Genomic DNA, 23092 nt, shown 5'->3' on the forward strand with positions numbered 1-23092 from the left:
CCCCTCAGGAGCGAACCCATGCCCATCGTCGTCGCCGCCCTCGTCGTCCTCGCCGTCCTCGCGCTGCTGAACCTGCTGCTCACCTTCGGCGTCATCCGCAAACTGCGCGAGCACACCCAGGAGCTGGCCCGCGCCCGCCCACCGGTGACCCTCTCGGTCGGCGCGCAGGTGCCGGACTTCACCGCCCCGACCACCGGCGGGGACGTGGTGTCCGTCGCCTCGCTGCGCGCCGCCGGCGGCCTGGTGGCCTTCCTCGCCCCCGACTGTTCCGGCTGCCAGGAGCAGCTTCCCTCGGTGCGGTCGACGCTCGCCGAAGCGCTCGCCACCCCGATGGCCGTGCTCGTCGTCCTCACCCGGCTGAGCCCGGCGCCGGAGCGCGACGACCGCGAGCGCGCCGAACTCGTGGCGGCGTTGGGTTTGCGGGGCACCCGGGTGGCCGTCGTCCACGAGCCGCTCGACGGGGCGCTCCAGTCGGCCTTCCAGGTCGCCGCGTTCCCCGCCTTCTACCTGGTCGACACCGACGGCCGGGTGGCCGGGGTGAGCAACAACGCCAGCCAGCTACCCGACCTGTCCGCGGGGCGCGACGTCGTGCCCGCCGCGCGATGACCCCAGCGCGGCCCGCAGCCGTCGAATGACCACCCCCCGCACCAGCTCCGCCGGGAGCGCGCCGAAGGCCCGCGAGTCGAGACTGTGCCGCGGCGCGTCACCGAGGACGTAGACCTGCCCTGCCGGCAGCGCCGCCACCCGCTTGACCATCAGCTGGGTGGCGGCGTCGACGTCACCCGCCTTGATCCTGATGCCGGGCGGTGGCAGGCAGACGACGACGGCACCGACCCGCAGCCGCCGCCGGAATCCCCGCCGGAGCACGAGGAGCTGGTCGCCCTCCCGGTAGGTCGGGGTCATGCTGTCGCCGTTGACCCCGACCACCTGGAGCAGGGCGCGCGCCGCCAGCAGCACGGCGACCGCGAGCGCCACGAACGATCCGGCGGTGATCAGCAGAATGGATCGATCCACCGCACCACGGTAGCGGAGCGGCCGCGGGGGAAGCGGCCGCCGGCGGGTGCCGCCTGCTGCCGCCGACGCCGCCCACGAGCCACCGGAGAGGAAGCGGGAGCGCATGTCGTACCTGTTGGTGTTCAGCTGGTGCCTGCTCGCGCCGGTCTTCCTGGCGTCGGCCGCCAGCAAGCTCCGCGGGCGGCGCGCGTTCCGGGCGTTCGCCGACTCGCTGCGGGCCATGGACCTGCTGCCGGCGCCGGTGGTGGTCCTGGTCGCGGCGGCGGTGGCGGCGGCCGAGGCGATGGTGCCCCTGCTGCTGGTGCCGCTGCCCGACGCCGCGCTGACCACTGCCGGGTTCACCGTGGCGACGGCGCTGTCGGCGGCGTTCACGGTGGTCGTCGCGGTGGTCCTCCACCGTGGCGGGCAGGTGTCCTGCCGGTGCTTCGGTGAAGCCGCGGCGGCCCCGTTCGGCCGGCGCCATCTCGCCCGCAACCTGGTGCTCACCGTGGCGGCCGGGGTCGGCGCGTACGCCTCGCTCGGCGATCCCGGGGTGACGGTCCGGACCCTGGTGCTGGCCGGACCGCTGGGCGTGGTGGGCGCGCTCGTCGTGGTCCGCCTCGACGATCTCGCCGCCCTGTTCCGGCCGGTCACCCCGGCGGGTGACGCGGGCCGGCGGAGTACCGCCCTCCGGGGCGGCCGGCCGGGTCGCTGACCACACCCCCACGACCGATCCGGGGTCCCCGCTCCCCCGACCCGCGCCGCAGTGCCGACCGCAACCGCCAATTCAGGACCATTGCGGACGGACTTTCACTCAGAGATTTAAAAGTTTCCTCTGATCGATGGAAAGTGATAGCGTCAGCGATCGATCTTTCGCTCCGCTGGATCGCACCACCGGTCATGGGGAGAAAGTGGCACGGCTCCTTCCCTGCCGGAACCCCTTCCCTCAGGAGGAACCATGACCGCACCGAACCGGCGGCGACGCCGCCGTCGACCCGTGCTGGCAGCCGCGGGTGCCGCCCTGGCGACCCTGCTCGCCGCACTCCCCACCCCGGCCACGGCCGCACCCGCCGCCGCGGACGTCCCGCCGCAGGAGCCCGGCGTCACCCTGCGCTCGTACGACATGGGCGTCCCGCTGTCGGCGCTGTGCACCCTCAAGTCCGCGCAGACCCCGAACGTCGACAAGCTCATGCCACAGATCAACTGGACCACCACCGACGAGTTCGGCCTCTCCGACCGCTTCATCAGCCACGTCACCGCCAACCTCGCCGTACCCGCCGACGGCGTCTACACCTTCCGGCTGACCAGCGACGACGGATCCCGCCTGACGATCGGCGACCACCTCGTCGTGGACCACGACGGCCTGCACGGCGAGAGCTCGAAGGAGGGGTCGGTCACCCTCAGCGCCGGCCTGCACCCGTTGTTCGTCGAGTTCTTCGAGAACGGCGGCGGCCAGGTGCTGCGGCTGGAATGGCGGACACCCGGCGCCGACGGCTTCCAGCTGGTGCCGACCACCGCGCTGAGCACCGACGCCGGCGTCGTCCGGGTCACCGCGCCCGGCTGGAAGTACTGCGAGGGTGCCACCGACTCGGCCGGCGACGGCCTGCCGCTCGACCGGATGCACCCGGGCTACACCCTCACCGACCTGCGCCCCGACGGCTTCCAGCCACAGGTCACCGGGATGGCCTTCCGGCCCGACGGCGACCTGGTCGTCTCCACCTGGGGCGGCACCGACAACGCCACCGGCGAGATCTACGTGGTCGAGGGCGCCACCGGGACGACCGGGCCCGAGGAGGTGACCTACCGCAGGTTCGCCCAGGGTCTGCGGGAACCCCAGGGGGTGGCGGTGGTCGACGGCACCGTCTACGTCAGCCAGAAGCACGAGCTGACCGCCCTGCGCGACACCGACGGCGACGGCGAGGCGGACGACCACCGGACCGTGGCCACCTGGCCGTGGGGCCGCAACTTCCACGAGTTCGCGTTCGGCCTGCTCTACCGGGACGGGTACTTCCACCTCAACCTCTCCGTCGCCATCAACTACGGTGGCGCCACCACGGTGCCCCAGCCCGCGCCCAACCGCGGCACCGCGATCAAGGTGAACGCCCGGACCGGCGAGATCACCTACGTCGCCGGTGGGCTGCGCACGCCCAACGGCATCGGATGGGGGCCGGGCGGCGAGGTCCTCGTCACCGACAACCAGGGCGGCTGGCTGCCCGCGTCGAAGCTGGTCCAGATCCGGCCGGGCGCCTTCTACAACCACTACACGACGCCCGCCGGCCCGTTCGACGACGAGCCGGTGACGCGCCCCATCGTCTGGCTCCCGCAGAACGAGATCGGTAACTCGCCGTCCACGCCGGTGCTGCTCGAGCAGGGGCCGTACGCAGGCCAACTGGTCGTCGGCGACGTCACCTACGGGGGCCTGCAACGCGTCTTCCTGGAGCGGGTCGAGGGCCAGTACCAGGGCGCGGTGTTCCGGCACACGCAGGGCCTGGAGGCCGGCGTCAACGAGGTGACGCTCGGCCCGGACGGCGCGCTCTACGTGGGCGGCCTCGGCGCCGGCGGCAACTGGGGCCAGGAGGGCAAGCTCAGCTACGGCCTGCAGAAGCTCACCCCCAACGGCACCTCGGTCTTCGAGGTCAAGCGGATGCGGGCGTCGCACGTCGGGTTCGAGCTGGAGTACACCGAGCCGCTGTCGGCCGAGACGGCGCGGCAGCTCGCCGACGCGTACCAGGTGACGCAGTGGCGCTACGGCGCGACCAGCCAGTACGGCGGTCCGAAGCTCGACCTGGAGACGCTCGACGTGGCCAAGGCCGAGCTGTCGGCGGACGGTCGCACCGTGAAGCTCCGGATCCCGGGCCTGAAGGAGAACCGCGTGGTGCACGTGCGCTCGCCGCGCCCGTTCTCGTCCGCCGACGGGGAGGAGCTGTGGAACACTGAGGCCTGGTACACGCTCAACGAGATCCCGGGCCGCGTGGTGCAGCCGCAGACGTTCTTCGAGGCCGAGGAAGGCCGCACGGTCGGAGTCGGTATGGACACCGACCACGCCGGCTATTCCGGCGCCGGCTTCGCCGCCGGTTTCGCCCAGGACGGTTCCTCGACCCGCATCTCCGTCGACGTGCGCGAGAGCGGCACGTACGACCTGGCGATGCGGTACAGCAACGGACCGAACCCGTACTCCGGCGAGAAGCAGCTGAGTCTGTACGTCAACGGGAAACGGGTCGAGCAGACGGTCTTCCCCTCCACGGTGACCTGGAAGGAGTGGGCCACCGTCACCACCACGGTGCCCCTGGCGAAGGGGCGCAACCTGGTCGAGTACCGCAAGGAGGCCGCCGACTCCGGGCACGTGAACCTCGACGTGCTCGCCGTCCGCCCGCACGGGCAGCGCATCACGCTGTTCGACGGCGGCGACCTCACCGAGTGGCAGCACAGCGACGGCCGCGAACCCGAGTGGACGCTCGCCGGCGGCGCCATGACCGTGCGCGGCGGCGACCTGCGTACCGTGCAGGCATTCGGCGACTTCCGCCTGCACGTGGAGTTCAACCTGCCGCTGTACCCGCCGGACGTGACCGGTCAGGCCCGCGCCAACAGCGGCGTGTACCTGCAGGACCGCTACGAGATCCAGGTGCTGGACTCGTTCGGCGTCGACCCGCCGAAGACCAACGACGCGGCGGCCATCTACACCCAGAAGGCCCCCGACGTGAACGCGGCGCTGCCGCCGCAGACCTGGCAGACGTACGACATCGTCTACCGGCAGGCCCGCTACGACGCGGCCGGCAACAAGGTGGAGAACCCGCGCGTCACCGTGGTGTGGAACGGCGTCACGGTGCACGACGACGTCGAGATCCTCGGTCCGACCGGCGGCAGCCGCCCCGAAGGCCCGGCGACGGGCGCCATCCGGCTGCAGGACCACGGCAACCCGGTCCAGTACCGCAACATCTGGATCGAGCCGCTCGACGGGTAGGACGCGGACGGCCGGGACCGGTTCGCCGGCCCGGCCGTCCCCCGGTCGCCGTGCGCTGCCGCCGGCCGCCGTGCGCTGCCGGCCGGTCGCCGCGGGCTGCCGGCCGGCCGCCGTGCGCTGCTGGCAGGATCTCCGCGTATGGACGAGGTTCCGCCGCGCCGCGCAGCCCAGCTCCTCCGGGACGCCCGCCGGGTCGTGGTCTTCACCGGTGCCGGGATCTCGGCCGAGAGCGGCGTGCCCACCTTCCGTGACGATCTCACCGGGCTGTGGGCGCGGTTCGATGCCCGCAGGCTCGCCACCGCGACGGCGTTCCACGCCGATCCGGACCTGGTCTGGGGCTGGTACGAATGGCGCCGCACCCGGGTGCGGCAGGCCGAACCCAACCCGGGGCATCGGGCCATCGCCACCATCGAGGCCCGGATCCCCGGCACCACCGTCGTCACCCAGAACGTCGACGACCTGCACGAACGGGCCGGCAGCCGGGCCGCGATCCACCTGCACGGCAGCCTCTTCGCGCCCCGCTGCGTGGCGGCCGCCGGACACCCCTTCCGGAGCACCCCGGACGGCGGGCCCGCGCCGTCGCCCGACGGCGGCCGGATCCCGCCGCCGCGGTGCGCGTCCTGCGGGGCGCTCGTCCGCCCGGGCGTGGTGTGGTTCGGCGAGGCACTGCCGGAGGCGGCGTTGACCGCCGCGGTCGAGGCCGCTGCCGCGTGCGACGTGCTGCTGGCGGTCGGCACCTCCGGGCTGGTGTATCCGGCCGCCGAGATCCCCCGGATCGCGGCCGGCTCGGGCGCGGCCGTGGTCCAGGTCAACCCGGAGCCGACCCCGCTCGACCGGGTCTGCGCGGTCAACCTGCGCGGCGCCGCGGCGGAGGTCCTCCCGTCCCTGGTCGGGGCCGCCTGGGAGGTGGCCCGGAACGGCTGACGGCGGCGGGCACCCGGCTGGGGACCGCGGCCACCGGCAGCGGCACCCGTCGCGTCCGCCGCACGGGGCCAGCGGGTGCAGCCGGCGTCCGGTCGTCGTTCCTGCGGCTCAGCCGGCCGCGTCGCTGCCGGCGGGGAGTCGACCGCGTACCTCGGCCGCCCGGCTCTCCGCGGCGTCCGCCTGCTCCTCGCGGCCCAGTCCGCGCAGGATCCCGGCGAGCGTGCCCAGCGCGTTGACGAGGTTCGGTTCGTGCCCGCCCGGTTCGCGCCGCGCCAGCCGCTCGACGATCTCGACGGCTCGTCGGGCCGGTTCCAGAGCCTCCGCCGGGCGCGACCGCCAGCGGTTGACCGCCAGGAGATGCAGCGTCGCGGCGAGAGCCGGCTCGTGCGCGGCGGCGTCGACGCGCGCGAGCCGCTCGTATAGGTCGACCGCCTCCTCCGCCGCGACCACCGCCTCCGAGTGCTGCCCGACCCGCTCCAACCTCCGGACGTGGCGTTGCAACGCCAGCGCGAGGTGCTCGTGGTGCTCGGGAGATCCGTCGCGCGCCAGGTGGCGGCGGACCGCGACCGCCTCCCTGCCGGCGGCCAGGGACTCCCACGGCCGGTCCAGGATCCACAGCGCTTCGGCCAGCATCTTCAGCGTGGCGGCGAGGCCGTGGGCGTCGCGCGGGTCGCCGCCGGCCCGCTGCCGGTACGCCGCCGCTATCCGGTGCAGCGTGGCGACGGTCTCGTCCTGGGCCACCCGCTCGTAGCCGGCGTTGTCGGGCCACTCGTCCGGCGCCACACCCGCCCCGTTGGTGGCCACCGCCAGCAGCGCTCCGGCCAGACCGTACTCCAACCCGGCGGCGGTGCCCTCCCGCCGGAGTTCCTCAGCGATCTCGCCGATCGCGTCCAGCGCCTCGTCCCACCGCCCCAGCATCACCAGGACGGCGCCGTTGGCGGACAGCACGCCGATGACGTCGTATCGGAGGGCGTCGTCCGCGGCCTTGAGGAAATCGATGAGGTCGCGCTGCCCGGCCAGGACGAGGTCCCATCGCTCCAACTGCCGCAGCATGTAGTCGAGCACCAGAGAGGCGTGGAACAACGCCAGCCGGTGAGCGGTGGGGTTGGCGCGCGCCTGGCGGCGGAGCAGGTGCATGACCCCCTCCAGGCCGGCCCCCGCGTCGTCCTCGGATCCCTGCACCCACAGCAGGCCGAGCGTCAGGGAGACCGTCTCGGCCCAGGCATCGCTGCCGTCCGGGTCGTCCCCCCGCTGAGTCGGGGCGACTCGGACCGCCTCGTCGAGGACGGCGAGGGCCGGCTCGGCCCGGCTCAGCCGCAACAGCACTCCAGCCTGGACCACCAGGCTGAAGTGCAGCGCGAACCGGTACGCCTCCTGCCGTTCGGGATCCGCGGGCTGGTCGCCCACCAGCCGGCGGGCGCCCTCGACCGCCTCGGCGGCGAGCGTCGCCGCCTGCTCCGGCTCCGAGGTCGCCAGGTTGCCCGCGAGGTTCGCCAGCATGAGCGGCACGGCGTCCGCGTACTCGTCCGGGTCGTCACGTGCCAGCCGGCTGACGATCTCGACGCACTCGCGGGCGACGGCCCGTGATTCCTCGACCGCACCGAGATGCGGCCCGAAGACGCCGACCGCCGAGAGCGCCGCGGCGAGGTGCTTCTCGTGCTCGGCGGGATTGTCCCGGGCCAACCGCCGGAGGATCTCGACCGCCTCGCGGAGCGCCGCCAGCGCCTCCTCCCGGCGGGCCGGGCCGGGCCGGAGCGCGTCACCGCCGACCGACAGGCGCCGGAAGGCGCCCGGCTCGGGTACGAGATTCAGACTGACCAGCACCTGGGCGAGGTTCAGCGCCGCCCAGGCCAGCTTGGGCTCGAAGGAGCGCGGATCGGTCGCGGCCACCGAGCGGTACAGCCGTACGGCCTCCCGGAGCGCTTCGGCCGCCGCCTCCTCCCGGTTGGCCCGGTCCAGCCAGCGACCCAGGACGTCGTGCAGCTCGGCGCGCTCGGCGGGGTCGGTGACCGTCGGCAGACGGTGCCGCGCGAGACGGTCCGCGAGGTCGGCCGCGGCGACGGTCAGGTCGCCGGCCGCGTCGTGCGGATCGTCCGGCAGGAGCCGCTCCAGCCCTTCCAGGGTGGCGATCAGGTGAGGCCAGCGCTCGCTGGCGGCGGTGAGGAACGTGATCGCGCGGGCGGCGTACGGCGGCAGGTGGCCATCGCCGGCCGGTGGGGCGAGCAGCACCTCGGGGACGTCCTGGGTCCAGGCGTCCGGCTCGTGGCCGGGCGTGTCGTGCCCGGGCAGGCACAGGGCCAGGAAGTCCTCGGCGAGCCGGTCGGGATAGAGGGGCTCCAGGACGGTCCGGGGGTCGACCGGCGGGTAGCAGAACGTGTGGTCGGTGAGCACCTGGTCGGCGTCGCCGCCGACGCCGACCCGGTCCAGCGCCGCCCTGGCGTCCCGGTAGCCCAGCGGACCGGTGAGGTTGGCGGTGAACACGGTCCGACGCATCCGGGTCGGGGTGGTGCTGAACGTCGAACGCCCACCCGTCAACGGGTCACCGCTGCCGTGCAGGGCGTGCCAGTGCAGGTACTCGCGTTCCAGCAGGTAGGCGGTCAGGGCGGTGATGCCCTCACGCGGCGCCGCCGGCCGGTAGGCGTGGCGGGCGTGGCGGTCGACGGCGACCAGCGCCGCCATGTGCACGGCGAGGGTGAGGCCGAACTCGTCCCGGTCCAGCCAGTCGGGTACGCCGATCGCCGCCGCGTCCGGCAGCCCGTAGCGGCGGGCGAAGCAGTCCCGGGCGGCGACGAACATGGTGCCGCGGGCGTCGCGGGCGCTCGGCAGCGCGCCCAACGCCTGGCTGGTGCAGTCCTCGGACGGCCAGCCGCCCTGGACGAGGGCGTGGCGCAGGGCGGGCCAGACGTGTTCGTTGCGCGCGAGGAGCAGCACCCGCACCGGCACCTGCTGGTGGAACACCGTGTTGCTGAACAGCCACGTCAGGTGGGCCAGCGGCCAACGGTCGGCGTAGTCGACCACCACCAGCAACCCTCGGGCGGCCCCGACGCGCAGGTCGTGGCTGGTCGGCTCGCCGGCGTCGACCACCCGGGCCGGCGTGTGTTCGGCGACGATCACCTTCCACCCGTCGCGGGCGGCCAGCCCGGCGAGGTGGCTGGCCAGGCGGGTCTTGCCCTGGCCGCCCGGGGCGTGCAACCAGCGCACGGCTCGGGCGGCGGCGCGGTCGCGCCAGGCGGTCAGGTCGCCGACCTCACCGTGCCGGCCGGTGAAGTCCACGACCGCGTGGCGGGCGTTGAGCAGGTGGCTCGGCTGGGCCGGCAGCCCGTGCCCGTCCACCGCCAGGGTCAGGCCCGCCCGCCCACCGGCTTCGCCGAGCAGGTACACCGGTCTGCCGTCGCCGAAGACGTGCAGGTCCGCGCCGATCACCCCGTAGCCGAAGCCGTTCTCGACGAACACCTGCTGCTGCGCGCTCGATATCCGCCCCAGTTGGCCGACGGTGCCGTCCACGGCGGTCACCGCGGGTCGTGGGGGCTGTCGTCCGCCGGGCCCGGCCGCGGTGCGGGGTGTTGTCGGCCGGCCGCGGCGGAGGGGGACTCGTGGTAGACGAGGTTGCCCCCGACCAGGGCCGCCCCGGCGTTGGCCGCCAGTGCCGTCAGGGCCTCGGTCAACAATGGTCGCTCCTTCCGACGCTGTCGCTCGTCCCGGTCGGGTTCTCGCCGGCGTCCGGCCGGGGGCAAGCCCGGTCCGGCCTACGGTCCGCGCGAGGGCTCCCAGCGGGGAGATCAGCCGACGACCCGTAGCGATGTCCACGAATGGGGAGCTAAACGGTAGACGCGTCGGTCAACCGGAACGTGAGCCTGGTGGGCCCCGCGCCCCGTGCCCGGCGTGGACGCTCGCCCCGCCCGCCGTCGGGTGCCTGACGTCGCGGCCGGCGGGCGCGGCCCGGGTGCCGAGCCGCGCCCACCCTGCGCCGGGGTCGCCTGTTCCCTCCCGCGAGGGAGGCGGGCCGCTCTCCCGGGGGAGGCCGGACCGCGGGCAGGAGACCAGGCTGGGTGCATGATCAAGCAACGGTTGACGGTCGCCGCCGGATGGACGTTGGCGGGCATCGGCGTCCTGCACGCCGCGGTCTTCCTGCCCCACCCCTACTGGGAGCAGTGGCTCACCGGCGGGCTGCGCTCGGGCGAGGGCGGTGACGCGTCGCTGTCCGTGTTCTGGGCGCTGCCCGGGAGCTTCGTCGTCCCCCTGGTCCTGCTCGGTCTGCTGCTGGCGCGACTGGGACGGCGGGGCGAGCGCGCACCCGCCCACGTCGGCTGGGCGCTGGGCGGCTGGGCCGCCGGGTGCGCGCTGCTCATCGGTCCGAGCGGTTTCCTGCTGGGCTTCGTCCCGGCCGGACTGCTCATCGCCGAAGACCTGTTGGCACGTCGCCGGGGCGGCGGGCGGGAGGTGGCGGAGCCGGCGATCGGGCGGGAGGAACCGGCGCGGCAACGGCGCTGAACGCCGCCGGTACTCCGGTCGCCGACCGGGGCCGACGAGGGTCGCGGGCGGGCCCGTGGCACCGGCGGCCCGGCGCAGGCGGCGGTGGTGGGCGCGCCGCCGGCGCCGGACAGATCGCACCGGCGGGCGCCCGCGTACCCGGGTCTGCCCCGCTTCGTTCCGGGGGACTCAGCCGGTGCGGCCGGCCTTGAGTGCGGCCGCGGTGTCGACGGCGCGGCGGGCCTGGTGGCGGGCCGCCTCCAGGGCCACCTCACCGGGCGGGCCGTCGCCGGCCACGTGGGAGGTGCCGTAGGGATTGCCGGACCGGAACTGGATGGGGTCGGTGTAGCCGGGCGGCACGATGATGCCGCCCCAGTGGTAGAAGACGTTCCCCAACGCCAGCAGGGTCGACTCCTGTCCGCCGTGCGCCGTGTTCGAGGCGGTGAAGGCCGAGTACACCTTGTCGGCGAGGCCGCCCCGCATCCACAGCGGACCGGCGGTGTCGATGAACGCCTTCAGCTGGCTGGCCAGGTTGCCGAAGCGGGTGGGGGTGCCGAACAGCACCACGTCGGCCCAGGCCAGGTCGTCGAGACCGGCCTCCGCGACGTCGGCGGTGTCCTGGCGGTGCCGAACCCACTCCGGCCTGGCGTTGATCGCCTCCGGCGGGGCCAGTTCGGCGACCTTGCGCAGCCGTACCCGGGCACCGGCCTTCTCCGCGCCCTCGGCGGCGGCGCGGGCCAGGGCGTGCACGGTGCCGGTGGCGCTGTAGTAGATGACGGCGACGTTCACGGGTTCCATGATCGGTTTCTCCAGGTCAGACGGGGCTGGTCGGCGGCCGCGCCGGGTTGGCCGGCGACGGACCGGGGCGGCTCGACGCCACCGGAACGGCCGGGTCCGCGATGTGCCGGTGAGGCGAGGTGCGTGAGAGGTTCTCTCCGGGACGGCGTCGGGTTCGCCGGTACGACGACCGAGCCCCGCGGAATGTCAGGCGCGGCCCCACCTGACACTTCGGTGGGCTGTCTCGTCGTACCGGTGAGGGCAGCGCGACCGAGGGAGCCGGCAGCACCATGACCACCCCATCCGGGCCGGGACAGGGCGGGTCCGATCCGGGCCTGACCGCGATCATGCGCGAGCGGCGGCACCTGATCAGCCTCGCGTACCGGCTCCTCGGGTCGCTGGGCGAAGCCGAGGACGCGGTGCAGGAGACGTACGCCCGCTGGTACGCCCTGTCCCCCCGGCAGCGGGAGGCCATCGAGTCCCCGGGCGCCTGGCTGACGAGGGTCGCCGGCCGGGTCTGCCTCGACGTGCTCGGCTCGGCGCGCGCCCGGCGTGAGCAGTACGTGGGTCAGTGGCTTCCGGAACCGCTGCCCGACCACCCGCAGTGGATCGACCGGCCCGGTGACGCCGGGGTCGACCCGGCCGACCGGGTCACCCTCGACGAGTCGATCAACATGGCCTTCCTCGTCGTGCTCGAGTCGATGACCCCGGCCGAGCGCGTCGCGTTCATCCTGCACGACGTCTTCCGCTACTCCTTCGCGGAAGTGGCCGAGATCGTCGGCCGTACGCCGGCGGCGTGCCGCCAGCTGGCCTCGTCGGCCCGCCGGCGCGCCCGCGCGTCGCGGGCCCCCACGACTCCGCCAGCCCGGCAGGCCGAGATCGTCCGCGCCTTCAAGCGGGCCTGGGAGGCCAAGGACGTCGCGGGCCTCATCGACCTGCTGGCCCCGGACGCCACCGCTACCGGGGACGGCGGCGGACTCGTCCGGGCCGAACCCCGCCCGGTGGAAGGAGCCGAGCAGATCGCCCGCTTCTTCGTCGACCGGGCCGCTCCCCCGCCCCGCATGGCAATCGTGGAACGCACCGTCAACGGCCAGCCCGGCCTCGTGGCCCGGGTGGACGGCACGACCGTGACGGTCTACGCGTTCCGGGTCGCAGGCGACCGGATCACGCACATCTGGGCGGTACTCAATCCCGACAAGCTCCGCCCCTGGACGGCCGGCTGAGGGCCCGCCCGACCGGGGTACGCGGCGGCGCGGCTCGTCGACCTCGCGATGGCCACACGACCGGGATTGTTGGTCGAGCCAACGTCCTGTATCGTTGGCCGCACCAACAAATTGCCCGGGAGGTCACCATGCACACCCCCTTCGGCCCGCAACTGATCGGACAGACCGAGAAGAACCTCAACGCCATCCTCAACGCCATCCTCGGCGACCGGCTCACCGAACCGCAGTGGGTGATCCTCCGACTCGCGCACCTGCTGGAGCAGCAGATCACCAGTGGCGACGAGCTGGCCCGGGAGGTCGCCGACCGAGCGCGCTTCCGCGACGCCGACGAACTCGTGCGGGGCCTCACCGCCGCCGGGTGGCTCGACCACGGACGGCTGACCGACAACGGCAGGAGGCTCGTCTCGGAGATCCAGGCCCAGACCACCGAGCGTGCCGCCCCGATCTGGGCGGACCTGCCCCCGGACGACGTGGCCGCGGCGACCCGGGTGCTCAACGAGGTGCTGAAGCGGGCCCGAGAGGTGCTCGCCTGAGCCCTCCGCTCCGCACGCGTGGCGGCGGCGCCCGGTCGAGCCGCCGGCTCCGCCGGAGCAGGCCACCCCAATTATTCCTTGACAGGAATATTCCTTACAAGGAATAGTCACTGTCGTGGAAGCACTCCTCACCGCGTTGGCCGACCCGGCCCGCTGGCGGCTCGTGACCCTGCTGGCCGAGCGGCCCCGCCCGGTCGGCGTCCTCGCCCAGCTCGCCGGGGCACGTCAGCCGCAGACGACCAAGCACCTGCAGACCCTCGAGCGGGCCGGGGTCGTCACCTCGCAGCGCACCGGTCAGCGCCGCATCTACGCGCTCCGGCCCGGTGCGCTGCGAGATGTGGCGGCTGCGCTCGGCCGGCTCGCCGACAGCGCGGACCGGGCGGGCGGCCCGCTCGCGACCTACGACCGCTACGGCATGAGCCTGGCGGCGGAGCGGCTCGCCGCGAAGGAGTCGGGCTGGGCCGACGGCCGTTCGTTCCGGTTCCTCCGGTCACTGCCGGCGTCCCCCGGGCGGGTCTGGCGCCACCTGACCGAGGCCGGCCTGCTGGCTCGCTGGTGGACGCCCGAGGACCTGCGCGTCTCCGAGCTCGTCTTCGACGCCCGGCCCGGTGGACGGATCGTCCACGAGTACCGCGACGTCGAGGACGTCGCCGGCGCCGACCTGGTCGCCGGGCGGGCGGAGGGGGTCGTCGACGACGTACGCCCCGGTGAGCGCCTCACCTACCGGCTCTCCCCCCTGCTTCCCGGCGGCGGCGTCGCCTTCACCGCCCACGTCGACCTCCGCCTCCAGCCCACCGACACCGGCACCGACCTCGACGTCCACTGGCGAATCACGGACAGCACCGTCGACTCGGCCGACTTCATCGCCGGTATCGAGATCGGCTTCGGCCAGAGCCTCGACAAGCTCGCGGCGGCACTCGCCGCGGACCCGCACGACGCCGACGCCGTCGACGGCATCGGCACCGACCCAAGGAGCACGAAGTGACAGAGCAGACCGTCGGCCGCCGGGTCGTCACCAACATCGCCCTCTCCCTCGACGGCCACTACGCCGGGCCGCGGGACCCTCAGGACATGAGCTGGGTGATGCCGTACGCCCACACCGACGTCGCCCGCGACCACCTGACCAGCCTCTGGGGGCCGGCGACGACCGCCCTGCTCGGACGGGTCAACGCCGAGGGCTTCCTCGGTTTCTGGCCCACCGTCATCGGCATGGCCGGTGCGGACCCGCGCGACGAGGGCTTCGCGAAGTGGCTCGTCGACACCGACAAGGTGGTCCTCTCCGCCACCCTCGGCGCGGCGCCGTGGGAGCGGACGACGGTCGTCGACAAGCCGACCGCCGAGGCGGTCGCCGACCTCAAGGCAACCGAAGGTGGCGACATCCTCGTGCTGTCCAGCGCGAGCGTCATCAAGGCGCTGCTGGCGGCCGACATGGTCGACCGGCTGGCGATGACGGTCTTCCCGGTCTTCCTCGGCGGCGGGCCGCGCCTCTTCGACGACGGCCTACCCGCCGGGCGGTGGACGCTCGCCAGCCAGGCCGCGGGCGAGCACGGCACCCTGGCCCTGGTCTACGACCGGGTCCGCTGAGCGGGCCGACCAGCGCCCTCGCCGGCACGGGCGCGACGGTGGTCAGCCGAGCCAGCGGCCGTCGCGCATGAGGACGCGCCCGGCCAGCTCGTTCGCCTCCCGCCAGGCCTGGATGCGCCGCGGCCGGATCCGGAAGTACTGGTAGGGCTCGTCGAGCTGGCGCGGGTCGAAGCCGGTCCGGGTGGCGAAGGCGTCGCCCGTCTCCGGGCCGAGGTCGGCGATGTCCACCGGCTCGGCGGTGCCGTCGACGATGACGACGTCGCGCGTCGGCCCGAGGCTGAGCCGCACCCGGGGGTCGGCCAGCAGGTTGCGGCCCGTGATCGACGCCCGTGGCGTGGAGATGAGGAAGGTGGCTCCGTCCCAGAGGTACGACAGTGGGATGAGGTGGACGCCGCCCGAGGAGCTCGCTGTCGCGACCCAGAGATCGACCTCGCCCGCCAGTTTGGCGCGGGTGTCCCGCAGTCTCTCCTCGAGCCCGCGCGGCGGCGCGTCCGTCATGCTTCCTCCAGTTCCGTCGTGAAGAGCCCGCGAGGCCGTCGATCCGTCTTCCGGGCCGGCCGATCGCGACAGTGACCCTAGTCGCGGAGGCGCTGCTCGTGCAGGCGCAGGGCCACCGTCGTGGCGTCCAGCAGCGGCGTGGGCACGCCGAGCGCGCGGGCCCGCGCCGTGAGGTCGCCGAAGATCTGCTCGGCCTCGGTGGGCTGCCCGCCGACCAGGTCCCGGTAGAGCGAGGCGGTGTCGGGCGAGCCGGGCCGGGTGACGAAGGCCCGGACGCTGTCGAGGGCCTGCTGCGGCAGCGGATGGCCGGCCGCCGCGGCGACGGCCGCCGCCTCGGCCGCGATCTGCGGGCCGAGCCGGTCGCCTTCGGCAACCGCCACGGCATCGCCCACCGAGCCGCGTACCAGGGTGTTGAGGGCGCCGAGGGTGCTGATGAAGACCCACTTGTGCCACATGGCGCGGTGGATGTCCGGCGAGACGGCACAGTCGAAGCCCGCGCCGGAGAGCACCTCGGCGACCTGCTCGACGCGCTGCGACGGGCCACCCCGCTGGGCGCCGACGACGATCTCGGCCAGGGTGCCCAGCCGGACGATGTCCCCCTCGGCGTCGAGTGTGGTGAGCACCCGGACCACGCCGCCGAGCACCGCGTCCACGCCGAACCGCTCGTTCAACGCGTCCAGGTGGGCCATGCCGTTCAGGAACGGGACCACCGTGGTACGCGGGCCGACCGCGGCGGCGACGTCGTCGATCGCCGCCGGCAGCGCGGTGGCCTTCACCGAGACGAGAACCAGGTCGTAGTGCCCGTCGATCTCGGCGGCGGTGAGCAGCCGGGGCGTGAGCACGGTCTGCTCGCCCAGGCCGGTGATCCGCAGCCCGCGCTCGCGGAGCACGCCGGCCCGCCCGGGCCGGACGAGGAAGGTGACGTTCCGGCCGGCCTGCTGGAGTTGGGCGCCGAAATAGCCTCCGGTCGCGCCCGCCCCGACGACGAGGATCCTCATACATCGAGACGTTACTGATCGAGCAGGTAACGCAACAGCGCCGGTGGAGTGATCTGGGTTACCGGTTCAGCCGGTATCATCGAGCGGTGTTTCACAACGCGGCGGCCTTCCCGTTCGTCGGCGGGCGGGTCTCGGTGGACTTCACCGCGACCTACGGCCTGCGCTGGCGCGACCCCGGCGTCGAACGCATCCCCGCTCCGGCCGATCTGGCGCGGTGGTTCACCGAGGCGGGTCTGACCGACACCACCGTGCCGGTCTCCACCCCGACCCTCCGCGGTGCCCGGGAACTGCGCGAGGCCCTCTACCGGCTGATGCGAGGCCGGGTGTTCGGGGAACCGCCGGATCGCCGAGCCGTGGATGTGGTGAACCGCTGGGCGGCCAAGGCGCCACCGGCGATAAGGCTCACGGCCGACGGCGCGGCGACGCGTCTGGTGGAACCCACCGCCGGCGCGCTGTTGGCGCTCGTGGCGCGCGACGGCGTCGACCTGCTCGGCGGCTCCCACGCCGGCCGGCTGCGCGAATGCTCCAGCGACACGTGCACGCTGCTCTACCTGGACACCTCACGGGCGGGCAGCCGCCGGTGGTGCGCCATGGCGGTCTGCGGCAGCCGCGACAAGATGACCCGCTACCGCCGGCGCGCCGCCGGGCGCTGACGCCGGCGTCCTCCCGGCGGCCGGCACGGCCGTGCTCCTGGCCAGCTCGCGCAGCTCGTCCAGGACGATCTGACCCGCCGCGGTGAGCGTCGACCGGCTGCGCACGGCCGCGTAGACGTGGCGGGTCAACGGCCGGCGCAGCGGCCGGGTGGCGACGTGGTAGCGGCGGTCCACGGCCAGCTCGGGCAGGAGCGACACGGACAGGCCCGCCTCGACGTGCGCCAGCAGCAGTTCGTAGCTGGCGAAGCGGCCCGCCACGACCGGTTCGAAGCCGGCCTTGCGGCAGGTGCTCGTCACCAGGCTCGACAGGTACGTACCGGGCATGTCGGTGGACCAGGCGGCCTCGGCGAAGTCGGCCAGCTCCGCCGGGGCGTCCCGGGCCTGCGACGGGGGCACCACGAGCACGATGGCGTCGGTGAGCAGAGGGATGGTCCGCACGTCCGGGTGCAGCGGCATGGATCCGTCGATGAAGTCCGCGGTCACGACGATGTCGTGGTCGCCCCGGCGCAGCGCCGGATGGCTGGCCTGCGGATCGAGTTCGGTGACGTCCAGGTCGATCCGCGGGTACGCCTGCCGCAGCCGCGCGGCGAGGGGGATGACCATGGTGCGGACGGCGCTGGAGAAGGCCGCGAGGCGTACCGGTCCGGCGGGTTGCCCGGTGCTGCCCGCCAGGTCGGCCTCGGCGGCCTTGAGCTGGTCGAGGATGACGCGGGCGTGCCGGGCGAGCGTGCGCCCGGCGGTGGTCAGCTGGACGCGGCGGCCGGAGCGCCGCAGGAGTTCGGCGCGGGTCTCCTTCTCCAGGACCGCCAGCTGCGCCGACACCGCCGACGGACTCAGGTGCAGGGCCGCCGCGACGGCCCGCACGGTGCCGAGGCTGTCCAGCAGGCTGAGCATCTCCAGGCGTGCCGTGTTCAGCCGCATCCGATCCCCCTGTGCGAGATTTCCGCACAGCGTAGCCAGAAACTTCAGCTATTCGCGCACAACGCCCGGCCCTATCGTGAGGCCCATGACGCTGACCGCTGACCGGACCGCCGCCGCGAACTTCTGGTCCGACGTCGACCGGCACCTGGTGCGATACGGCGCCCCGTTCACGCCCGAGATCATCGAGCGGGCGGCCGGCAGCTTCGTCTACACCGCCGACGGCCGGCAGATCCTGGACTTCACCTCGGGTCAGATGAGCGCCATCCTCGGCCACAGTCATCCCGCCATCGTGGAGACGGTGCGGCGGCAGATCGCGAGCCTGGACCACCTGTTCAGCGGGATGCTGTCCCGCCCGGTCGTCGACCTCGCGCGCCGGCTCGCCGAGTCCCTTCCCGAGCCACTGGAGAAGGCGCTGCTGCTGACGACCGGCGCCGAGTCGAACGAGGCGGCCATCCGGATGGCCAAGCTCGTGACGGGCAAGCACGAGATCGTCGCCTTCGCCCGATCCTGGCACGGCATGACGCACGCCGCGGCCGCCGCGACGTACAGCGCCGGCCACCAGGGGTACGGGCCCACCCCGCCGGGGAACTTCGCGATCCCCGCGCCCAACCCCTACCGCCCCGACTTCACCACCCCCGGCGGCGAGTTCGACTGGCAGCGCCAGCTCGACTACGGCTTCGCCCTCGTCGACGCCCAGTCGTCGGGGAGCCTCGCGGCGTGCATCGTCGAGCCGATCCTCAGCTCCGGCGGCGTCATCGAGCCGCCACCGGGCTACTTCGCCGCGCTGGCCCGCCGGTGCCGCGAGCGCGGCATGCTGCTGATCGTCGACGAGGCGCAGACCGGGCTGTGCCGCACCGGCACCTGGTACGCCTTCCAGCGCGACGGGATCGTGCCCGACATCGTCACGCTCTCCAAGACGCTGGGTGCCGGTCTACCACTGGCCGCCGTGGTCACCACCGAGGAGATCGAACGAAGGGCACACGAGCGGGGCTACCTCTTCTACACCACCCACGTGTCGGACCCCCTGGTCGCCGCCGTCGGCAACACCGTGCTCGACGTGCTGGAGCGGGAGCGGATGGAGGTCCGGGCCCGGGAACTCGGCGACTTCCTCCGCGCCGGCCTGCTCGAGATCCGGGACCGGCACCACGTCGTGGGCGACGTCCGCGGGCGCGGGCTGATGCAGGGGGTCGAACTCGTCGACGACCGGGAGTCGCGGCAGGGCTCGGACGCGCTCGGCGCCCGGGTCACCCGCCGCTGCCTCGAACTCGGGCTGCACATGAACGTGGTGCAACTGCCCGGCATGGGCGGCACCTTCCGGATCGCGCCGCCGCTCACCGCCACCCGCGAGGAACTGGCCCTCGGCCTGGAGATCCTGGACCAGGCGATCGGCGAGGCGACACCGGCCACCTGACCCGATCGTCCGCGGCAACTCCGGTCCGTCGCGGCCCGCCGGGTGCCAACCCGATCGCACCGCTCAGGGAGTCGTTTCCGGGTAGACCTCCACGTCGTAGATCAGCCGAACGGGGTGGCCGTTGGTGAGGCCGACGAAGACCGGCTCACCGGCCGGGGTGCGACCGCGCCGCCAGACCTCGTCCCGAGCGGCGTCCCGCGACTCGCGATGGATCCTGCCGGCCTGATGCAGCGCCAGGACCCGCCGAGCGGTCGCCCGGTCGGTGTCCAGCTGGATGCGCATCAGAGCCATCGGGACCACCCTCCTCGCCGCGGAGTCGTCCTCCCGGCCCGAGCAGAACCGGCGGACAGCGCGCTAGCTTTGCGCGGTGCGTGGGTATCGGATCGGCATCCTCGGACGGATCGAGTTGAGCGTCAACGGGATTACGGTGTCCCTCGCCCCGCTGGAGCGGGCGTTCGTCGCGAGCCTGGCGGCCCACCAGGGACGCATCGTCTCCGTCGACCGCCTGGTCGACGGCCTCTGGCCGAACCACCCACCCGCGGGAGCGCGCAACCGGGTCCAGGCGATCGTCGCCGCCGTGCGCCGCCGTGCGACCCCGGAGCTGATCCTCACCCGGTCACCGGGCTACCAGTTGCCCGCCGCGGTGATCGTGGACGCGGCGGAGTTCGCCGCCGACGTGCAGGCCGCCGCGGCCGCCACCGACGCCCGCTGCGCCGTGGAGCTGCTCGACCGGGCGCTGGCGCGCTGGCGCGACGACGCGTTCGTCGACGTCGACGCGAGGCTGGTCGACGTCGAGCGCGACCGCCTGCACGAGCTGCGCGAGCACGCGGTCGAGCTGCGCGTCGAGGCGCTGCTGTCGCTCGGCCTGCACCAGGAACTCGTGCCGGAACTGACCACGATGGTGCGGGACCGGCCGCTGCGGGAGCGGCTGCGCGGCCAGCTCATGGTGGCCCTGCACCGCAGCGGGCGGCAGGCGGAGGCGCTCGCCGTGTACCGGGCCGGGGCCCGGGTGCTCGCCGAGGAGCACGGCATCGACCCGGGGCCGCAGCTGCGGCAGCTGCACCGGGAGATCCTCGGCAGCGAGCAGGAGGCGTCCCCGCGCGCGTGGGTGCGGCCCAACCAGCTCCCGGGGGTCACTGGCGACTTCGTCGGGCGGGACAAGGAGCTCGGGCTGCTGCTGTCGTTGCTGGGGCGTACTCCACCGGCCGCCGGGGCCGCTCAGGTCGTCGTGGTGACCGGGCTCGCGGGAACCGGCAAGACCACCCTGGCGCTGCGCGCGGCGCACGAGAGCCGCCATCGCTTCCCGGCCGGGTGCCTCTACGCGGACCTGCGCGGCAACACCCCGGACCCGGCGCGGCCCGACACCGTGCTCGGCGCCTTCCTGCGCGCCCTCGGGGTGGCCGGCGAGGCCATCCCGGTGGCGGCCGAGGAACGGGCGGCGCTGTACCGGTCGGTGCTCGCCGACCAGCCGATGCTGGTGATGCTGGACAGCGCGGCGGACGCGGCGCAGGTGCGCCCGCTGCTGCCGCCCGGTGGCAGCACCGCCCTCATCACCAGCACGTCGGCGTTGCCCGGGCTGCCGGGCACCGAGGTCGTCCCGCTCGACGTCCTGCCGATCGACGACGGCCTGGACCTGCTGGCCGGGCTCGCCGGCGTGGAGCGGATCAACCGGGAGGCCGCGGCGGCCGCCGACGTGGTGGAGCTGTGCGGTCGCCTGCCGCTGGCGTTGCGCATCGCCGGCGTACGGCTGGCCGAACGGGAGGCGATGCCCGTGGCGCGGCTGCGCGACCGGCTCCGCGACGAGCGGCGCCGCCTCGACGAACTGTCGCTCGACGGGCTCGACGTGCGCAGCAGCTTCACCGTCGGGTTCGAGCGGTTGCCGCCGCCCGCCGCGCGGCTGCTCGGGGTGCTCAGCCGGACGTCGCTGGGCAGCTTCGGCATGTGGGACGAGACCACCGAGCCGCTGCTGGAGCAGCTGTGCCGGGCCCACCTGCTGACCGCCGACCCCACCGGCCGGGTACGCATGCACGACCTGGTCCGGCTGCACGCCCGGGAGCGCACCGACGTCGCCGTCGACCAGGTGGTCGCCTGGTACGAGCGGCTGCACGCGTACGCCGAACGCGCCGACGCGTCGCTGCCCTGCAAGGCCCTGCCGGTCGCCGACGCGGTGTCCCCGATGGACACCTGGGACGCCGTCGACTGGTTCGAGGCGGAGCGGGAGAACCTGGTCGCGGCGGTGCGGGACCTGCTGGGCCTGGACGCGGTCGACCTGGCGGGGCGGTTGGCCTGCACGATGGGCAACTTCGCGATGATGCGCAGCCAACACCTGCCCGAGCTGGTCGACTGTCTGCGCGCCGTGCTCGACCGCCACGCCGAGCTGCCGTCGGCGACCCGGATGTCGCTGCGGCTGCACCTGGGCACGGCGTACCGGTCGCTGAACCGGCACGCCGAAGCCGTGCCGCTGCTGCGCGCCGCGCAGCGGGCCGGTCGCGGGCGGTGGGTGGCGCACCGCCTCGTCGCCCTGCAGGGCTACTCGCTGTGCTGCCGCCACCTCGGCAGGTTGCGGGAGGCGGACGCCGCGCTGCTGGTGATGGTGCGGCTGTGCGCCGCGCACTGGCCGGTCGGCCGCGTCGGCGGGCACGTGCTGTTGGCCCTCGGCATGCAGCACGGGCAGTACCGGCTCACCTCCCCGTTCGCCCTCGACGCCTGCGCCGCGGCCCTGCGGGTCTTCGTCGACGACGGCGACCTGTGGGGCGAGGCGCTCGCGCGGGAGACCATCGGGCTGCTGCACCGGCACGCCGAGCAGTGGCCGCCGGCCGTGGAGCAGCTCCGGCAGGCGGTGGCCGCCGCGCGCCGGCTCGGCGACCGGATGAGCGTGACCACGGCCGAGCAGGCGCTGGCCGCGACGCACCTCGCGGCCGGCGACGGCGAGGCGGCACGGCGGCTGCTGCGGCGTACGGTGCTGGCGTTCCACGAGCTGCGCCACGAGTGGGGCGAGGCGATCTCCCGGCGGCTGCTCGGCAAGGCGCACCTCGAGGAGGGCGACGCGGGCCGGGCGGTGGTGGAGCTGGAGCGCTCGGTGGCGATGCTGCGCGGCGTCGGGCAGCCGTTCCCGCTGGCGAACTCGCTGCACCTGCTCGCGCGGGCGCAGGCCACCCTCGGCAGGCACGACCGGGCCGTCGCGCTGGGCGAGGAGGCGCTGCGGATCTTCGAGCACTTCGACTCCGCGTACGTCGACGACCTGCGCGAATCGCTGACGCGTTGGCGGAGCGCAGCCGGCGCGCAGTAGGAGCGCAGGGCGCGCGCAGCGGCACCCGGCACAGTGATGGCAGTCACCCACCAAGGAGGTCTGCCATGACCAAGCTCATCAACCGCGTCGGCGACGCGATGCTCAGCAAGGTGCTCGGCCGCGAGGTGGCCGGCGCCTGCGTGCCGGAGCACGGCCAGTCGTGCTGCGCGGTCTCCAACGGCTACTGCTCGGGCGGTTCGTACTTCCGCTACTACCGGCGGAGCACCCTGTCCTGCACCGGCGTGTGCTCGGTCACGACGTCGTCGCCGATCTGCTACACCAGGAAGGTCGGCGTCTGCTGACCTGGCTCTTCCCCGGGGGTCGCGCCGTCGGCGCGACCCCCACCCCCCGCCGACTCGCTGAGGAGTTCCCATGCCGGGTTTCGCCTACGCCGCCATCGCCGTGATCGGGGCGGTCGCCGTGCTCAACCTCGTCCTGACCCTGGCCCTCGCCCGGCGGCTCCGGGAGACACAGACCGCCACCGCCCACGACGGCGGGGCCGCCCCCGAGGTGCTGCCCGCCCCGGGCCTGGAGGTCACCGGCTTCCCGCACGTCGACCTGACCGCCGGCCGGCGCACGGTGGTCATGCTGACCCCCACCTGTCCACCGTGCCAGACGCTCCTGGACACCCTCACCGCCGACGCCCGGCGCTACCGCCACGACACCTTCGTGTTCATGATCGGCATGCCGGAGGACACGGTGGAGATGGCGCCCCGCCTGGCCGACTTCGACACGGCGACCATCAACGAGGATCAGGCCGAGAAGGAGTTCGGGGTCAAGGGCTTCCCCGCCGTGCTGTCGGTCGTCGACGGCGTCGTCGTCAACTCCAGCCACCAGCTCCCGGTCCTGGCCTGAGC

Annotated in this window: 22 protein-coding genes; 14 read left to right on the forward strand and 8 right to left on the reverse strand. The window is 73.9% G+C overall.

The features are described from left to right. Positions 1-18 precede the first annotated feature (18 nt). Positions 19-606, forward strand: coding sequence for a peroxiredoxin (locus Q3W71_RS15930; protein ID WP_302920106.1), 588 nt, complete (start codon positions 19-21; stop codon positions 604-606). On the opposite strand, the gene Q3W71_RS15935 is transcribed toward Q3W71_RS15930, so the two are convergent. Further along, positions 559-1014: a S26 family signal peptidase gene (locus Q3W71_RS15935; protein ID WP_302920107.1), complete on the reverse strand. Its 456-nt coding sequence runs from the start codon at positions 1012-1014 to the stop codon at positions 559-561. The genes Q3W71_RS15930 and Q3W71_RS15935 overlap by 48 nt on opposite strands. A gap of 103 nt (positions 1015-1117) precedes the next feature. Between Q3W71_RS15935 and Q3W71_RS15940 the strand changes: the two genes are divergently transcribed. The 3 genes from Q3W71_RS15940 (at position 1118) to Q3W71_RS15950 (ending at position 5878) form a co-directional block, all read left to right on the forward strand. Next, positions 1118-1708 (forward strand): MauE/DoxX family redox-associated membrane protein, encoded by a 591-nt coding sequence (locus Q3W71_RS15940; protein WP_302920108.1) that lies wholly within the window; start codon positions 1118-1120, stop codon positions 1706-1708. A gap of 243 nt (positions 1709-1951) precedes the next feature. Continuing rightward, positions 1952-4954 (forward strand): family 16 glycoside hydrolase, encoded by a 3003-nt coding sequence (locus Q3W71_RS15945; RefSeq protein WP_302920109.1) that lies wholly within the window; start codon positions 1952-1954, stop codon positions 4952-4954. A gap of 138 nt (positions 4955-5092) precedes the next feature. Further along, a complete protein-coding gene (locus Q3W71_RS15950; RefSeq protein WP_302920110.1) occupies positions 5093-5878 on the forward strand; it encodes an NAD-dependent deacylase in 786 nt (261 codons plus the stop codon). 108 nt (positions 5879-5986) lie between these two features. Here Q3W71_RS15950 and Q3W71_RS15955 read toward each other — a convergent pair whose 3' ends face one another. Both Q3W71_RS15955 and Q3W71_RS15960 read right to left on the reverse strand, forming a co-directional pair. Then, positions 5987-9391, reverse strand: a complete 3405-nt coding sequence (locus tag Q3W71_RS15955) for a hypothetical protein (protein WP_302920111.1) — start codon at positions 9389-9391, stop codon at positions 5987-5989. Further along, positions 9388-9543 (reverse strand): hypothetical protein, encoded by a 156-nt coding sequence (locus Q3W71_RS15960; protein ID WP_302920112.1) that lies wholly within the window; start codon positions 9541-9543, stop codon positions 9388-9390. Before Q3W71_RS15960 ends, Q3W71_RS15955 begins: the two co-directional genes overlap by 4 nt. A gap of 388 nt (positions 9544-9931) precedes the next feature. Between Q3W71_RS15960 and Q3W71_RS15965 the strand changes: the two genes are divergently transcribed. Further along, positions 9932-10369 carry a DUF6463 family protein gene (locus tag Q3W71_RS15965; protein ID WP_302920113.1) on the forward strand — a complete coding sequence of 146 codons (438 nt, stop codon included), beginning with the start codon at positions 9932-9934 and terminating at the stop codon, positions 10367-10369. Positions 10370-10537: 168 nt separating this feature from the next. Here Q3W71_RS15965 and wrbA read toward each other — a convergent pair whose 3' ends face one another. Then, complete coding sequence (wrbA, locus tag Q3W71_RS15970; protein WP_302920114.1) at positions 10538-11146, reverse strand: NAD(P)H:quinone oxidoreductase; 609 nt, start codon at positions 11144-11146, stop codon at positions 10538-10540. Positions 11147-11415: 269 nt separating this feature from the next. Here wrbA and sigJ point away from each other — a divergent pair, with 269 nt between their 5' ends. From sigJ to Q3W71_RS15990, 4 genes are all read left to right on the forward strand, one after another. Next, complete coding sequence (gene sigJ, locus Q3W71_RS15975; protein WP_302920115.1) at positions 11416-12348, forward strand: RNA polymerase sigma factor SigJ; 933 nt, start codon at positions 11416-11418, stop codon at positions 12346-12348. Positions 12349-12476: 128 nt separating this feature from the next. Then, positions 12477-12881, forward strand: a complete 405-nt coding sequence (locus Q3W71_RS15980) for a hypothetical protein (RefSeq protein ID WP_302920116.1) — start codon at positions 12477-12479, stop codon at positions 12879-12881. A 115-nt stretch (positions 12882-12996) separates the two neighbouring features. Next, the gene (locus Q3W71_RS15985; RefSeq protein ID WP_302920117.1) at positions 12997-13866 is read left to right on the forward strand and encodes a metalloregulator ArsR/SmtB family transcription factor; all 870 of its coding nucleotides are present in this window, start codon (positions 12997-12999) and stop codon (positions 13864-13866) included. Then, on the forward strand, positions 13863-14465 hold the full coding sequence (locus Q3W71_RS15990; protein WP_302920118.1) for a dihydrofolate reductase family protein: 603 nt from the start codon (positions 13863-13865) through the stop codon (positions 14463-14465). The genes Q3W71_RS15985 and Q3W71_RS15990 overlap by 4 nt, the downstream gene beginning before the upstream one ends. 42 nt (positions 14466-14507) lie before the next feature. Here the strand turns inward: Q3W71_RS15990 and Q3W71_RS15995 are convergent, their stop codons facing one another. Further along, a complete protein-coding gene (locus Q3W71_RS15995; RefSeq protein WP_302920119.1) occupies positions 14508-14963 on the reverse strand; it encodes a pyridoxamine 5'-phosphate oxidase family protein in 456 nt (151 codons plus the stop codon). A gap of 77 nt (positions 14964-15040) precedes the next feature. Further along, positions 15041-15961, reverse strand: coding sequence for a ketopantoate reductase family protein (locus Q3W71_RS16000; RefSeq protein WP_302920120.1), 921 nt, complete (start codon positions 15959-15961; stop codon positions 15041-15043). An 86-nt stretch (positions 15962-16047) separates the two neighbouring features. On the opposite strand from Q3W71_RS16000, the gene Q3W71_RS16005 reads away from it, so the two are divergent. Next, positions 16048-16614: an ABATE domain-containing protein gene (locus Q3W71_RS16005; protein WP_302920121.1), complete on the forward strand. Its 567-nt coding sequence runs from the start codon at positions 16048-16050 to the stop codon at positions 16612-16614. On the opposite strand, the gene Q3W71_RS16010 is transcribed toward Q3W71_RS16005, so the two are convergent. Next, a complete protein-coding gene (locus Q3W71_RS16010; RefSeq protein ID WP_302920122.1) occupies positions 16522-17535 on the reverse strand; it encodes a LysR family transcriptional regulator in 1014 nt (337 codons plus the stop codon). The two genes, Q3W71_RS16005 and Q3W71_RS16010, sit on opposite strands and share 93 nt — an antisense overlap. 85 nt (positions 17536-17620) lie before the next feature. On the opposite strand from Q3W71_RS16010, the gene Q3W71_RS16015 reads away from it, so the two are divergent. After that, positions 17621-18946 (forward strand): aspartate aminotransferase family protein, encoded by a 1326-nt coding sequence (locus tag Q3W71_RS16015; protein ID WP_302920123.1) that lies wholly within the window; start codon positions 17621-17623, stop codon positions 18944-18946. A 63-nt stretch (positions 18947-19009) separates the two neighbouring features. On the opposite strand, the gene Q3W71_RS16020 is transcribed toward Q3W71_RS16015, so the two are convergent. Then, on the reverse strand, positions 19010-19237 hold the full coding sequence (locus Q3W71_RS16020; protein ID WP_302920124.1) for a hypothetical protein: 228 nt from the start codon (positions 19235-19237) through the stop codon (positions 19010-19012). Between the two features lie 76 nt (positions 19238-19313). Here Q3W71_RS16020 and Q3W71_RS16025 point away from each other — a divergent pair, with 76 nt between their 5' ends. The 3 genes from Q3W71_RS16025 to Q3W71_RS16035 all read left to right on the forward strand — a co-directional run bounded on the left by Q3W71_RS16025 (position 19314) and on the right by Q3W71_RS16035 (position 23090). Further along, entirely contained in the window at positions 19314-22235 is a 2922-nt protein-coding gene (locus tag Q3W71_RS16025; protein ID WP_302920125.1) for an AfsR/SARP family transcriptional regulator, read from the forward strand. A 65-nt stretch (positions 22236-22300) separates the two neighbouring features. Further along, entirely contained in the window at positions 22301-22537 is a 237-nt protein-coding gene (locus Q3W71_RS16030) for a hypothetical protein (protein WP_302920126.1), read from the forward strand. Between the two features lie 70 nt (positions 22538-22607). Next, positions 22608-23090 (forward strand): hypothetical protein, encoded by a 483-nt coding sequence (locus Q3W71_RS16035; RefSeq protein WP_302920127.1) that lies wholly within the window; start codon positions 22608-22610, stop codon positions 23088-23090. The last annotated feature ends 2 nt before the right edge of the window (positions 23091-23092 follow it).

Source organism: Micromonospora sp. C28SCA-DRY-2 (genome assembly GCF_030519475.1).
Taxonomy (GTDB): Bacteria; Actinomycetota; Actinomycetes; order Mycobacteriales; family Micromonosporaceae; genus Micromonospora.